The 13,199-nt window shown below is 71.8% G+C and carries 13 protein-coding genes; 6 read left to right on the forward strand and 7 right to left on the reverse strand.

All coding sequences use genetic code 11. The annotated features are described in order from the left end of the window. Window positions 1–589 precede the first annotated feature (589 nt). Window positions 590–1,573 carry a 2,3,4,5-tetrahydropyridine-2,6-dicarboxylate N-succinyltransferase gene (gene dapD / locus BIU98_RS03710; RefSeq protein WP_071271678.1) on the reverse strand — a complete coding sequence of 328 codons (984 nt, stop codon included), beginning with the start codon at window positions 1,571–1,573 and terminating at the stop codon, window positions 590–592. Between the two features lie 41 nt (window positions 1,574–1,614). Between dapD and dapE the strand changes: the two genes are divergently transcribed. Further along, window positions 1,615–2,697 (forward strand): succinyl-diaminopimelate desuccinylase, encoded by a 1,083-nt coding sequence (dapE, locus tag BIU98_RS03715; RefSeq protein WP_071271681.1) that lies wholly within the window; start codon window positions 1,615–1,617, stop codon window positions 2,695–2,697. Beyond that, window positions 2,682–4,040 carry a hypothetical protein gene (locus BIU98_RS03725; protein ID WP_254787784.1) on the forward strand — a complete coding sequence of 453 codons (1,359 nt, stop codon included), beginning with the start codon at window positions 2,682–2,684 and terminating at the stop codon, window positions 4,038–4,040. The genes dapE and BIU98_RS03725 overlap by 16 nt, the downstream gene beginning before the upstream one ends. Here BIU98_RS03725 and BIU98_RS03730 read toward each other — a convergent pair. After that, on the reverse strand, window positions 4,019–5,260 hold the full coding sequence (locus BIU98_RS03730) for an AI-2E family transporter (protein ID WP_139200549.1): 1,242 nt from the start codon (window positions 5,258–5,260) through the stop codon (window positions 4,019–4,021). The two genes, BIU98_RS03725 and BIU98_RS03730, sit on opposite strands and share 22 nt — an antisense overlap. Before the next feature lie 127 nt (window positions 5,261–5,387). On the opposite strand from BIU98_RS03730, the gene BIU98_RS03735 reads away from it, so the two are divergent. Together BIU98_RS03735 and BIU98_RS03740 are read left to right on the forward strand one after the other, a co-directional pair. Next, window positions 5,388–5,558, forward strand: a complete 171-nt coding sequence (locus BIU98_RS03735) for a DUF3117 domain-containing protein (protein WP_017887054.1) — start codon at window positions 5,388–5,390, stop codon at window positions 5,556–5,558. A gap of 190 nt (window positions 5,559–5,748) precedes the next feature. After that, the gene (locus tag BIU98_RS03740) at window positions 5,749–6,450 is read left to right on the forward strand and encodes an AAA family ATPase (protein WP_071272057.1); all 702 of its coding nucleotides are present in this window, start codon (window positions 5,749–5,751) and stop codon (window positions 6,448–6,450) included. Between the two features lie 63 nt (window positions 6,451–6,513). Here BIU98_RS03740 and BIU98_RS03745 read toward each other — a convergent pair whose 3' ends face one another. Further along, a complete protein-coding gene (locus BIU98_RS03745; protein ID WP_071271693.1) occupies window positions 6,514–7,146 on the reverse strand; it encodes an O-methyltransferase in 633 nt (210 codons plus the stop codon). A gap of 60 nt (window positions 7,147–7,206) precedes the next feature. On the opposite strand from BIU98_RS03745, the gene BIU98_RS03750 reads away from it, so the two are divergent. Then, window positions 7,207–7,581, forward strand: a complete 375-nt coding sequence (locus BIU98_RS03750; protein ID WP_071271696.1) for a twin-arginine translocase TatA/TatE family subunit — start codon at window positions 7,207–7,209, stop codon at window positions 7,579–7,581. 84 nt (window positions 7,582–7,665) lie between these two features. On the opposite strand, the gene BIU98_RS03755 is transcribed toward BIU98_RS03750, so the two are convergent. The 4 genes from BIU98_RS03755 to BIU98_RS03770 all read right to left on the reverse strand — a co-directional run bounded on the left by BIU98_RS03755 (window position 7,666) and on the right by BIU98_RS03770 (window position 12,147). Next, window positions 7,666–8,967 carry a carbohydrate-binding protein gene (locus BIU98_RS03755; RefSeq protein ID WP_071271699.1) on the reverse strand — a complete coding sequence of 434 codons (1,302 nt, stop codon included), beginning with the start codon at window positions 8,965–8,967 and terminating at the stop codon, window positions 7,666–7,668. Window positions 8,968–9,127: 160 nt separating this feature from the next. Continuing rightward, on the reverse strand, window positions 9,128–10,294 hold the full coding sequence (locus tag BIU98_RS03760; protein WP_254787785.1) for an Mrp/NBP35 family ATP-binding protein: 1,167 nt from the start codon (window positions 10,292–10,294) through the stop codon (window positions 9,128–9,130). Continuing rightward, window positions 10,287–10,784, reverse strand: a complete 498-nt coding sequence (locus BIU98_RS03765; RefSeq protein ID WP_071272063.1) for a DUF1003 domain-containing protein — start codon at window positions 10,782–10,784, stop codon at window positions 10,287–10,289. The genes BIU98_RS03760 and BIU98_RS03765 overlap by 8 nt, the downstream gene beginning before the upstream one ends. Window positions 10,785–10,830: 46 nt before the next feature. Beyond that, window positions 10,831–12,147 carry a CBS domain-containing protein gene (locus BIU98_RS03770; RefSeq protein WP_071271702.1) on the reverse strand — a complete coding sequence of 439 codons (1,317 nt, stop codon included), beginning with the start codon at window positions 12,145–12,147 and terminating at the stop codon, window positions 10,831–10,833. Between the two features lie 80 nt (window positions 12,148–12,227). Here BIU98_RS03770 and BIU98_RS03775 point away from each other — a divergent pair, with 80 nt between their 5' ends. Then, window positions 12,228–13,166, forward strand: a complete 939-nt coding sequence (locus BIU98_RS03775; RefSeq protein ID WP_139200550.1) for a general stress protein — start codon at window positions 12,228–12,230, stop codon at window positions 13,164–13,166. The last annotated feature ends 33 nt before the right edge of the window (window positions 13,167–13,199 follow it).

Raw genomic sequence — 13,199 nt, forward strand, 5'->3', positions numbered from 1 at the left:
GGACCTGCGCCGAGCCTCCCGTCCGCATCTGGGCCCCGCTCGGCGAGCGGGCGAAATGCCGGGCTGGTCCGTCCGCAGCACCCGGCCCTTCCGCCCGTTCGTCTGTTCGTCCGTCCGTCCGTCTGTTCATCCGTGGGCCTGACCGCCTGACCCACCGCGCGACCGGCGGCCCGCCGAGCGGGCGAAGTCGCGGGGTGGCGCGTGCTGCGCACGACGGCATTTCGCCCGCTCGTCCAGGGCGGCCGACGCCGCGTGACGCGGTCGTGGCATCCATGGGCCGGTGCGGCCGACGGCTCACCTTCCCGGTGGTCGAGCGGGCGAAAGCGTCCGGTGCTCGGCCTCGCGGACCGTGGCATTCCGCCCGCTCGTCCGTGGGGAGGCTTGCGGGAGGCGGCCGCGCGGCGGGCCCACGGTCGAGCGGGCGGGAACGGTGGGTCGCGTCAGCGGCGCACCACGGTGTTCCGCCCGCTCGGCCGGGGCTGGCGGCGGTCAGGCGGGCAGGGGGGGGGGGGGCGCAACGGACTGGAGGCCCGGTGCCGGTCTCGTGGACCGGCACCGGGCCTCCAGGGGAAGCGCCGCGGGCGCTCCGCTACGCGTGGAGCGCGGTGTTGAGCTGGATGCCCTCGCCCTGACGCTGGAGGGCCTCGACGGCGCCGGTCAGGCTGTTGCGGCGGAACAGCACGTTCGGGGCGCCCGAGAGCTCGACGGCCTTGACCGTGCGCGGGGTGCCGTCCGGGTTCGGGGCCGCGCCGACGAGGACGACCTTGGTACCGGCGGTGACGTACAGGCCGGACTCGACCACGGAGTCGTCCCCGAGGGAGATGCCGAGCCCGGCGTTCGCCCCGAGGAGTGCGCGCTCGCCGAGGGAGACACGGTGGGTGCCGCCGCCGGAGAGCGTGCCCATGATGGACGCGCCGCCGCCGATGTCGGTGCCGGCGCCGACGACGACGCCCTGCGAGATGCGGCCCTCGACCATGGCGTCACCGAGGGTGCCGGCGTTGAAGTTCACGAAGCCCTCGTGCATGACGGTGGTGCCGGGGGCCAGGTGCGCGCCGAGCCGGACGCGGTTGGCGTCGCCGATGCGCACCCGGTCGGGCACGACGTAGTCGACCAGCCGCGGGAACTTGTCGATCGCGTGGACGGCGATGCCCGCGCGCTGCAGCGACGGACGGAGTCGGGCGAGGTCGTCGGGGTGCACGGGACCCGCGTTGGTCCAGGCGACGATCGGCAGGTGCGCGAAGACGCCGTCGAGGTTCACCTCGTTCGGGCGCACGTGCAGGTGGCTCAGCAGGTGCAGGCGGAGGTAGGCGTCCGGGGTGCTCGTAGGGGGAGCGTCGATGGTGACCTCGGTCGTGACGGCCTCGATCCGGACCCCGCGGCGGGTGTCCTCGCCGAGGTGCTCCTGCAGCGCGAGCGGGAATTCGGCGTCAGCGGGGAGCTCGCCCAGGTGCGTCTCGGGGTACCAGGTGTCGAGTTCCGTGCCGTCGGCGGTGACGGTCGCGAGGCCGTGGCCCCAGGCATGGGTCGGTCGGGCGGCCTCGGTCGGCGCGGTCTGTGCGGTCGTGTCGGTCACCGCCCCAGGGTAGCGAGGCGTCGGGCGGTAGGCTTCAGCGCATGCCGGAGCAGCTCGACCTCACCGCCTCGTCCATCGACATCACCCGTGCCATCTGCGACATCGAGTCGGTGTCGGGCAACGAAGCGGCGCTCGCCGACGCGATCGAGGCGGTGCTCGCGCCGCTGCCACACCTCGACGTCGTGCGCGACGGCGACGCGATCGTGGCGCGGACGCACCTCGGGCGGGAGCGCCGGGTGGTCATCGCCGGGCACATCGACACCGTGCCGCTGAACAGCAACCTGCCGACGGAGTTCCGCACCGCCGAGGACGGCACCGAGATCCTCTGGGGTCGCGGCACCGTCGACATGAAGGCCGGCTGCGCGGTGCAGCTCAAGCTGGCGTACGACCTCACCGACCCCTCCGTCGACGTCACGTGGGTCTGGTACGACCACGAGGAGGTGTCGGACGCGCTGAACGGCCTCGGCCGCCTCGCCCGCACCCGCCCGGAACTGCTCGCCGCCGACTTCGCGATCCTGGGGGAGCCCTCGGGTGCCCAGATCGAGGGCGGCTGCAACGGCAACCTGCGCGCCGAGATCCGCACGTACGGCAAGCGGTCCCACAGTGCGCGCAGCTGGATCGGCGACAACGCGATCCACAAGACGGCGCCGATCCTCGCCACGCTGGCGGCCTACGAGCCCCGCACGGTCGAGGTCGACGGGCTCGAGTACCGCGAGGGCCTGAACGCCGTCGGCATCAGCAGCGGGATCGCCGGCAACATCATCCCCGACGAGGCGATGGTCCACGTCAACTACCGCTTCGCCCCCTCGCGTTCCGCCGAGGAGGCCGTGGCGCACATCCGCGAGCTGTTCGACGGCTACCAGGTGGACATCGTCGACCTGGCCGCCGGTGCCCGCCCCGGGCTCGACGCCCCGCTCGCCCAGGACTTCGTCGCGGCGGTCGGTGGCCCGGAGCCGCGCCCGAAGTACGGCTGGACGGACGTCGCCCGGTTCTCCGCGCTCGGCGTGCCGGCCGTCAACTACGGCCCGGGCGAACCCGTCTTCGCCCACCACGACGACGAGCAGGTCCCCGTCGCGCAGATCACCGCGGTCGAGGACGGTCTGCGCCGGTGGCTGACGGCCTGACGACGGCCGGGGCGGGGTCCCCGGACACCGGGTCGTCGCCGACGCTCCCTGGCGGGCGCAGGTCGACCGACGGGCGCGGACCCTCCGACGGGCGCCGGTCGTCCGAGGGACGCGGGTCGTCCGCGGGGCGCCGGTCGTCCGCGGCCGTCACCTGGTGGCGCGCGCGGTACCGGGTGGTGCCGTGGTGGGTCCGCATCACCGTCGTCTACGTCCTCGCACGGGTCGTCACCGGCGCGATGATGAGCGTCTACGCGGGGATGCAGACCGCCAACTCGTTCACCGGACAGCACCCGCGGTACCTGGCCTTCGCGTCGATCTGGGACGGCGCCTGGTACCGGGTGATCGCCACGGGCGGCTACCCCTCGACGCTCCCCGTCGATGCTGCGGGGCACGTGACCGAGAACGCGTGGGCGTTCATGCCCGCGTACCCGTTCCTCGTCCGGGCCCTGATGACCGCGACCGGAGCGTCGTTCGAGCTCGTCGCCGTGTCGGTCTCGCTCGTCGCGGGGTGGGGCGCCGCCCTGGTGTTCCGTCGGCTGATGGGACGCTTCCTCGACCCGACCCGTGCGACGTTCGCCACCGTGCTGTTCTGTGTCGCCCCGGTCTCGGCGATGTCCCAGGTCGCCTACGCCGAGTCGATGGGGTTGTTCCTGCTCCTCGTCGCCCTGCTGCTGCTGGTCGACCGGCGCTTCTGGACGATGCTGCCCGTCGTCCTGCTGCTCGGGATGACCCGGCCGACCGGGCTCGCCTTCGCACTGCTGATGGGCGCGTTCGTCGTCGTCTGGTTCGTCCGGCCCACCTGGCTCCGGCACGACCACCGCCCGACGGTCCGTCAGCTCGTGCCGCCCGTGGTGGTCGCCGCGGTGTCCGGCCTGGTCGGGCTCGCGTGGCCGGCGATCGCCTGGGCCGTGACCGGGGTGCCGCGGGCGTACACCGACACCGAGCTCGCCTGGCGGTCCTCGTACATCGGGTGGAAGGACCTCGTCCCCTTCGCGCCGTGGGTGCAGGGCTTCGGGTGGTGGTTCCAGCAGCCCGCCGGCAGTGTCCTGCTGGTGGTGGTGCTCGTCGGGTTCGTCGGGTTCGTGGTCATGCCGGCGTCGCGGCGCCTCGGGCTCGAGCTGCGGCTCTGGGCGGTCGCCTACCTCGTGTACCTGCTCGCCGTGTTCTTCCCGCAGTCGAGCACCTGGCGCATCCTGCTGCCGATCGCACCGCTGCTCGGGATCGTGGCGCTCCCGCGGTCACGGCTGTACCGGGTCGTCGTCGTGGTGCTGTTCCTCGTGCTGCAGTGGGTGTGGCTCGACTGGTGCTGGTGGGTCGACGGCTACGACTGGACCCCGCCGTGATCGACGCCCCGCGCTGGGTCCGCCCGATCTGACGTCAGCGCAGCCGACGCGGTCGTCCCGTCCGCGCCACTGACCCCGGCCCCTGCCTCGGCCTCGGCCTCGTTCCCGACCACGTCGCCGTCCTCGGGCCGCCACTGCGCCGCGGCCAGCACCATCGCGTTGACGGTCGCGATGAACGGCACGGCGAAGAACGCGCCGACGACCCCGGCGAGCGTGGTGCCCGCGACGACCCCGAGCGCGACGCCGAGCGGGTGCACCTTGACCGCGCTGCCGGTGAGGAACGGGTGCAGCACGTGGCTCTCGACCTGCTGCACGACGAGCACGACCCCGAGCATGAACAGCGCCGTCACCCAGCCGTTGAACACGAGCGCGAGGACGACGGCCACGGTCCCGGCGACGATCGCGCCGACCACGGGGACGAACGCGCCGAGGAAGACGATCACGGCGATCGGCACCGCGAGCGGGACCTGGAGTGCGAGTGCGCCGATCGCCACGCCGAGGGCGTCGGTCACGGCGACGATGAGCTGCACGCGGATGAAGCTCGTGAGGGTGTGCCACCCGGCCTCGCCGGCGACACCGATCCGCGCTCGGGCGCGGCGCGGGAACAGCCGGACGACCCAGCCCCAGATGCGCCGGCCGTCGATGAGGACGAACAGCGTCGTGAAGACCACGATGAACAGGCCCTCGAGGACGTGCACCGCGCCGGACCCGGCGGCCTGGAAGCCGGACAGGACCGACGAGGCGTGCGCCTGCAGGTAGTCGGTCCCCTTCGAGACCCACGCGTTGACTTCGTGCACGGTGATGCCGAACGGCTGGCTGTCGAGCAGGGTCTGCAGCGACAGGACGCTCCGGTGCAGGCGGTGCTCGAGGGACGGCAGGTCGTAGCGGATCTGCGCGGTGACGACGAGTGCGAGGGTGCCGATCGCCAGGACCAGCAGCACCAGGACCGAGAGCACGGCGCTCCACTTCGGCCAGCGGTGCCGCTGCAGGAACGCCGAGATCGGGGCGAGCAGCGCGCAGAGCAGCAGCGCGATGAGGAACGGCACCACGATGTCCTGCAGCACCACGACGAGCGCGACGACCACGGCCAGGGCGGCGGCGACGATGAGCAGCCGCCACGAGAACGACGCCGCGATCCGCATGCCCGCCGGTACGGCGTCAGGCCCCTCCGGAAGAGCGGCCTGCGGGCTCGGACGAGGCGTGGAGCGGATGATCGGCACGCGCTCAGGCTAGGAAGTCGAACCGCGAGAACGACCCGATCCAGGCCCCCCGACCTGGGCGGTTTCGCAGATGACCCCTCCGTACGGGATAATGGGCGCGCATGTACTGCGCGAAAGGGGACATCTGATGGCAGCCATGAAGCCGAGGACCGGTGACGGGCCGATGGAGGCTGTTAAGGAGGGTCGACTCATCATCGTGCGGGTTCCGCTCGAAGGAGGAGGCCGCCTGGTCGTCTCGGTCAACGACGCCGAGGCCAAGGAACTCCACGACGCACTCGCCGAGGTCGTCTCGGCCTAGGAAGTCGACACTCCACAGCACCACGGTACGACAAGCACCACACGCACCAAGCACCACAAGCACCAAGCACCACGGGAGAGGCCCGGGACACCATCGTCCCGGGCCTCTTGTCGTCCGTCGCCGCCATGATGGAGCCGTGCTCCGACCTCGCCGACCCGTCCGCCGCGTCGAGGAGCACGCCGCCGACCCGATGCCACGCGGGGTCTGGCCGGCGACGCTCGCTCCGGTGGCCCAGGTGCTCGACCACGGCCTCGACCTCGACACGGTGACCGTCTTCGTCGGGGAGAACGGCGCGGGCAAGTCCACGCTGGTCGAGGCCATCGCCCTGGCGTTCGGCATGGGACCCGAGGGTGGTTCGACCATGTCCGGCCACAGCACCCGGCCGAGCGAGTCACCGCTGTGGGAGCACCTCGCGCTGCACCGCGAACCCGGAGCGCCGAAGAGCGGTTTCTTCCTGCGGGCGGAGACCATGCACGGGCTCTTCACGTTCCTCGAGCAGCACCCCGGCGCCCGTCCCGAGCCGGTGTTCCACGAGCGCAGTCACGGGGAGTCGTTCCTCGACTTCGTCATCGACCGCTCGCAGTGGCCCGGCCTCTGGATCCTCGACGAGCCCGAGTCGGCGCTGTCCTTCCAGGGGTGCCTGGCGCTCATCGGGCTGCTGCAGGCCATCGTCGACGACGGCCTCGGGCAGGTGGTCCTGTCGACGCACTCGCCCGTGCTCGCCGCGTTCCCCGGAGCGACCATCCACGAGGTCGGCGAGTGGGGTCTCCGACGCAGTGCCTGGGCCGACCTCGATCTGGTGCGGAACCAACGGGCCTTCCTGAACGCTCCGGAGCAGTACCTGCGCCACCTCGACGCCGCCGCCGACGGCACGCGGCCGCCGACGCAGTGACGACCGGCAGTCACCGATGCCAGCGGCACGCAGCCGCCGACGGCGACCACTGACCGAAGCCGCCTACGCGGTGACCTTCGTCATCTGGAGCAGCCCGTCACCGGCCGGCGACAGGCTGCTGATGACCGCTCCGGACGTGGAGACCTCGGTCAGGAGCAGCCGGAAGTCCGTGGTGGCACGGTCGCGCTTCACCGGGTCCGCGACCCGTCCGCGCCACAGGGCGTGCGGGACGAGCACGGTCCCGCCGAGGCGCGCGAGCCGCAGCCCGTGCTCGACGTACTCGATGACGTGTTCGGGGTCGGCGTCGACGAGGACGACGTCGTAGGAGGCCTCGTTCATCCGGGGCAGCACCTGGTTCGCGCGGCCCGGGATCAGCCGGACGCGGGAGGGGGCCGTGCCGGCGGCGATGAAGGCGTCACGCGCGTACTGCTGGTGGTCCACCTCGACGTCGATCGTCGTCAGCGTCGCCTTCGGGGCCCCGCCGAGCAGGTACAGCCCGGAGACGCCCAGACCGGTCCCGATCTCGATGATGCCCGTGGCTCGGGACGCCGCAGCGATGACCCCGATCTGCGCACCGATCGCCGGCGAGATCGCCTCGACGCCCAGCTCCAGGGAGTGTTCACGCGCTCGGGCGATCGCCTCGGACTCGGAGACGATGTCCTCCGCGAACTTCCAGTTCGACTCTTTCTCTGACACGCACACTCCTCGGTGCACAACTCTAGGTGAGCGTGCGGTGTCAGGCGTTACGCTCGGTGCGTGTCCATCGACTTCAACAAGATCCTGATCATCGGGATCATCGCGGTGCTGCTGCTGGGACCGCAGCGCCTGCCGATGTACGCACAGAAGCTCGCGGAGTTCGTCAAGGCCGTCCGTCGGTTCGCCGACACCGCGAAGGACCGCATGCGCGACGAGATGGGCCCGGACTTCGACGACGTCGACTGGCAGAAGCTCGACCCGCGACAGTACGACCCGCGGCGCATCATCCGCGATGCCCTCATCGACTCCGCCACGGGCGCCGGCATGGCCGACGCCGCCCCGACGCAGGTCACCGCCAGCAGGGTGCGCGCACCGTCACCGGTGGTGCCGCTGGCCGCCGGCGAAGCCGCGCCCTTCGACGTCGAGGCGACCTGACGCCCGTCACGTGACCACGGATCGGACTGGAGGCCCGGTGCCAGCTGGCACCGGGCCTCCAGTCCGTCAGGTGGTCCCGACCTGCTACTTGAGGTCGGCGAGGAACCGGTCGGTCCAGGCCAGTGCCGCCGCGCCGCTGACGGAGCTGCACGTCGCCGACGCGGTGCTCGTCGGGGTGGCGCAGGGGGTGTCACGGTCCAGCGACCAGAGGTGCACGCCGGCGAGTCCGTGCGACTTCGCGTAGGTGGACACCGTGTCGACGTCGGCGAGGGTGAAGACCTCGTCGGAGGCGTCGTTCACGCCGAGCATCGGGGTGACCTCGATCTTCGACGCGGCGATGCCGTACGTGTGCTGCAGGTTCGTGACGGCCTGGATCGTCGACTGGCCCATCTGGCACGTCGAGCCGACGATCACGCAGTTCGCCGAGGTGGCCCGGCCGAAGTCCATGGTCATGAGGTTGACGGTGTAGTTCGTCAGGCTGGAGGCCTTGATCGCCTTCACGGTGGCGTCGCCGGTGCCGTTCAGGCCGCCGTACGACCCGTCCGACGCCGCGAGGGTCGCCAGCGTGAACGAGAACCGCAGACCCGGGTACTTCGCCTGGGCCAGTGCCGCCGCGTTCACCAGGTTCTGCACGTCGGCGGCGGACTGCCCGCTCTCGATGTCGAAGTCGACGCCGATCATGTGCGGGCTGGCGTATCGGGCGATGAAGCTCTGCAGCGCGGTGCCGGAACACTTGAACTGGCCGGCTGCTCCGCCCGTGCTGACGATGTAGTTCACGCCCGCGGCGTCGAGCTTCGGGATGTTCGCGCTCGCGAAGGCGTCGGCGGCGACCCCGCCCCAGTTCTCGCTGCCGCAGGTGCCGGTCGCGAAGGCGAGCGTGATGGCCTTGAGTCCGGGCTCGCGCGTGGACACCAGGCTGTTGCTCGACCCGACGACCGGGATCCGGCTGCCGGTGACCGCGGTGTTCATGACGTTCGTGTTCCAGTCGAGGTTCACGGTGACGTCCTTGTACGGGCTGAAGACCAGGCCGCTCGCGGTGCCCGTGCTCCCGTTGCCCGGTGTCGTGGTGCCGCCGCCCGGTGACGTCGTGCCGCCACCGCCCGTGCTGCCACCGGTGCAGACGCCCTTCGAGGTCCACGGCTGTCCGCTGCCGGTCGCCCCCGAGTGCGTCGCCGGGTCGTCGCCCTGCGTCCACCAGTTGGCGGTGTAGTTCGTGCCGTTCTCACTGACTGAGGTGCCGCCGTTGTAGGCGGTGCTCGATGCCCACGGGCTGGCGCACGTCGTCGCCGCCTGGGCGGTGACCGGTGCGGCGACGATCGTCCCGCCGACGATCGCTGCCACGGCGGCGCCGAGGGTGCCGATCCTGATCCGGGTGGTCCTGTTCACGCGGTTCTCCTGTTCCTCGCCCGGCGTCGTTGCCGGGAGGGTGGGACTCCTGCGCCCTGATTCCGCAGGAGCATTGTGCAATTACCTTGCATAATGCTCGCGACCATGGAGCAGCGTCCATGAGGGGACGTACAGGAAGCGCCGACCGGATGGGACCGGGTCAGGACGGCGAGAGCCCGAGCTTCCGACCGGCCAGCCCTCGGCCCATCGCCGTCACCCGGTCGGCGACGGCGACGAGCGCGAGCGCAGCCGGGTCCGTCGGCGCACCGAGCACCACGGGGAGGCCGGAGTCGCCGCCCTCGCGCAGGGGCACCGAGAGCGGGACGCTGCCGAGGACGGGCACGGGGGAGTCCTGCCCGCGGGACAGCCGCCTGGCGGTCTCCTCCCCGCCGCCCTCGCCGAAGAGGTGCAGCACGGAGCCGTCCGGCTGCACGAGCCCGGACATGTTCTCGATGACGCCGATGACCCGCTGCCCGGTCTGCCGGGCGACGATCCCGCTGCGCTCGGCCACGTCGGCCGCGGCAGCCTGGGGCGTGGTCACGACGAGGACCTCGGCGTGGGGGAGCAGCTGGCCGACGGAGATGGCCACGTCACCGGTTCCCGGCGGCATGTCGAGCAGGAGCACGTCGAGGTCGCCGAACCACACGTCCGACAGGAACTGGTTCACGGTGCGGTGCAGCATCGGCCCGCGCCAGGACACCGCGGTCGAGGCGTCGTCGACGAACATCCCGATCGAGATGACCTTCACGTCGTGGGCGACCGGCGGCAGGATCATGCTGTCGACCCGGGTGGGGCGCGGGGCGACGCCGTGCTCGTCAGTCAGGCCCACCAGCCCCGGGACGCTGAAGCCGTGCACGTCGACGTCGACGACCCCGACCCGCATGCCGCGGCGGGCCAGTGCGACGGCGAGGTTGACCGTGACGGTGGACTTGCCGACACCGCCCTTGCCGCTCGTGACCGCGATGACCCGGGTGAGCGAGTCCGGGGTGAACTGGACGCCCTGGGGCCGGCCCTCGCGGAGTCGCTCCGTCAGGGCGCGGCGCACGGCGGGGTCCATCACGGAGACGTCGACGTCGACGGTCGCCACGCCCGCGACGGAGCCGGCCGCGGCGCGGACGTCCCGTTCGATGGTGTCGGCAGCCGGGCACCCGACGATCGTGAGCTGCAGGTCGACCCGCACCGAGCCTCCTGGCTGGACGTCGACACCACGGATCATGTCGAGCTCCGTGACGGGGCGCCGGATCTCGGGGTCGATCACGCGACCGAGCGCGGTGAAGACCGCGGCGCCGAGCGCTTCGTCGTCCACGGGGCGCGTGGCGTCAGCCACGGAGGTCCGCCGTGCGCTCCGGGTCACCGTCGTCGATCGCGTCGCGGCGGTCCAGCTCCTCGAGCAGGGACCGGAGCTCGGCGCGGATGAAGTCCTTCGAGGCCATGTCGCGCATCGCCAGGCGCAGGGCGACGACCTCGCGAGCCAGGTACTCGGTGTCGGCGAGGTTGCGTTCGGCGCGCTGGCGGTCCTGCTCGAACTGCACGCGGTCGCGGTCGTCCTGCCGGTTCTGCGCGAGCAGGATCAGCGGGGCGGCGTACGAGGCCTGCAGCGAGAGCACGAGGGTCAGGGCGGTGAAGCCGATCGCTGCCGAGTCGAACTGCAGCGCCTTCGGCGTGAGGATGTTCCAGGCCATCCAGACCACACAGAAGAGCGTCAGGCCGACGAGGAACCAGGGCGTTCCCATCGCGCGAGCAATGCCCTCGGTCGCACGACCGAAGGTGTCGCCGCGGCCGTTGCGCCGGCGTGTGGGGAGCACGCGCGTGCGCATGCCCTTCGGGGAGTCGAGCCGTTCGTCGGGCCGCTCGCGTCGGTTCTCATCCGTTCGTGCCACGGGTCGTCCTCCTTCCCGTCGTCATCGGGGTCCTGCGGCTGCGGGTGCGCAGCCGTGCCGGTTCACCGTCGCCCTGACTTCGCCAGTCGTCGGGCAGGACGTGGTCGAGCACGTCGTCGATCGTCACCACCCCGACCAGGCGGTGGGCGTCGTCGACCACGGGGACGGACACGAGGTTGTAGGTCGCCATGACGCGCGTGACCTCGGCGGCGCTGGCGTCCACGCGCACCGGTTCGGTCTGCTGGTCGATGAGCGTGCCGAGGCGTTCGTTCGGCGGGTAGCGCAGCATCCGCTGGAAGTGCACGAGCCCGAGGAACCGGCCGGTCGGCGGCTCGTACGGGGGCAGCGTCACGCAGACGCTCGCACCGAGGGCGGGTGCGAGCTCGTGGCGGCGGATCAGGGCGAGGCCCTCGGCGACGGTGGCGTCCGCGGAGACGATCACGGGCTCGGTCGTCATGAGACCACCGGCGGTGTCGGGCTCGTACTCCAGGAGCATGCGGACGTCCTGCGCCTCCTCCGGCTCCATGAGCTGCAGGAGGGCCTCGCTCCGCTCGTCGGAGAGCTCGGCGAGCAGGTCGGCGGCGTCGTCCGGTTGCATCTGGTCGAGGACGTCGGCGGCGCGGGCGTCCTCGAGTGAGGACAGGATCTCGACGCGGTCCTGGTCGGGCATCTCCTCGAGCACGTCGGCGAGGCGGTCGTCGGGGAGCTCCTCGGCGACCTCGAGCCGCCGTTCGACGGGCAGGTCGAGCAGGGTCGACGCGAGGTCGGCTGCGACGAGGTCCGAGTACGCCGCGATGACGTGCTCGGCGGACTGCGACTCACCGGGGAGCTCGTCCTCGGTGACCTCGTTCCACGTGGCGAACGTCGTCGGGCCCTTGCCGAACGGGGACGGCGTGGTCTTGGGCTTGCGCAGGAACAGCTGCGCCACTTCCCAGTCGCCCTGGCCGCGGTCCTCGATCGCGATGTCCTCGATGGTGGCGCGGATGCGGTCACGGGTGATGAGGACCTTGCGCCCGAGCATCTCCGCGATGACCCGCACCTCGCCGCCGCGCTGCACGAAGCGGCGCATGTTCACGAGGCCGGTGGTGATGACCTGCCCGGCCCCGATCGAGGTGATGCGCCCGACCGACACGAAGATGCGGCGCTTGCCGGGGACCTCGACGATGAGCCCGACGACGTGCGGGGGGTCCGCCCGTCGGTAGACGACCAGGACGTCCCGGACCTTGCCGACGCGGTCGCCGGCGGGGTCGAAGACGGAGCACCCGGCCAGGCGGGCGACGAATACCTTCGTGGCGCTCACCCGACCAGCGTAGCCGCTCGCACGGGCCCTTCCCTGGCGGCTCTCGTGCGATCGCAAGGGGAACGGTGGAAGATGACTGTGTGAGCACTCAGAGCCCCTTCCGTGGACGTACGGCGCAGGTCTTCCCCACGTTGCCCCGCGGCGACGTCCTCGGCACCTTCGACAGCTACCCCGACGCCCAGGCGGTGGTGGCGAAGCTCGCCGAGTCCGACTTCCCGGTCAACAAGCTCTCGATCGTCGGCAACGAGCTCAAGACCGTCGAGCGCGTCACCGGCAAGATGACCTACGGCCGGGCCGCCCTCGCCGGAGCCCTCTCCGGGCTCTGGCTCGGGTTCTTCTTCGGCATCGTCCTGACGCTGTTCTCGCCCACCGCCAGCGGCCTCATCTTCGCCGCCGCCCTCATCGGTGCCGCGTTCGGCGTGCTCTACGGGGTCGTGTCCTTCGCGATCACCAAGCGGCAGCGCGACTTCACGAGCGTGCACCAGGTGCTCGCCACGAACTACCAGATCATCGTCGACCCGCAGCTCGTCGGGCAGGCGCAGCGGATCCTCGGGCAGTTCGGGGCCACGCCGCACGCCGCGTGGAACCCCGGACAGTCCTCGGGCGCGCCCTTCCAGGGACGTCCGCCCCAGCAGCAGGCCCCCCAGCAGCAGCAGCAGCCGCCGCAGCAGCAGTGGCGACCGGGTCCGGACCAGGGCTCGCCGTACGGCGGGCACGCCACGCCGCACAACCAGCCTGGAGGCTCGTCCCAGGCCGGTCCGTCGGCTCCGGCCCCGGGATCCCAGCCGCAGGCGCAGCCGCGGTACGGCACCAACGACGGTCCCCGCTACGGCGAGGTGACCCAGCCGGGGCAGCGACCGCAGCAGCCGGCTGCGCCGTCGGCCGCGCCAGCCCCGCGGGCGGACGAGCCGCCGCGGTACGGCGAGCGGGTCCCCGGTGCGACGCCGCCGGCTGCGTCCGACGAGGCTCCCGAGCGACGCCAGGACGACGACCAGCCCCGGGGTGACGACCGCCGCTGAGCGGTCACGACACCCCGCATCCCGACGCCGAAC

The sequence above is a fragment of the Curtobacterium sp. MMLR14_010 genome, assembly GCF_001865015.1.
Classification (GTDB): domain Bacteria; phylum Actinomycetota; class Actinomycetes; order Actinomycetales; family Microbacteriaceae; genus Curtobacterium.

Coding starts and splice junctions, on each gene's coding strand:
- dapE (WP_071271681.1), top strand. CDS start 1,615: ATGCCGGAGCAGCTCGACCTCACCGCCTCGTCCATCGACATCACCCGT.
- BIU98_RS03735 (WP_017887054.1), top strand. CDS start 5,388: ATGGCAGCCATGAAGCCGAGGACCGGTGACGGGCCGATGGAGGCTGTT.
- BIU98_RS03740 (WP_071272057.1), top strand. CDS start 5,749: ATGCCACGCGGGGTCTGGCCGGCGACGCTCGCTCCGGTGGCCCAGGTG.
- BIU98_RS03765 (WP_071272063.1), bottom strand. CDS start 10,784: ATGCGCACGCGCGTGCTCCCCACACGCCGGCGCAACGGCCGCGGCGAC.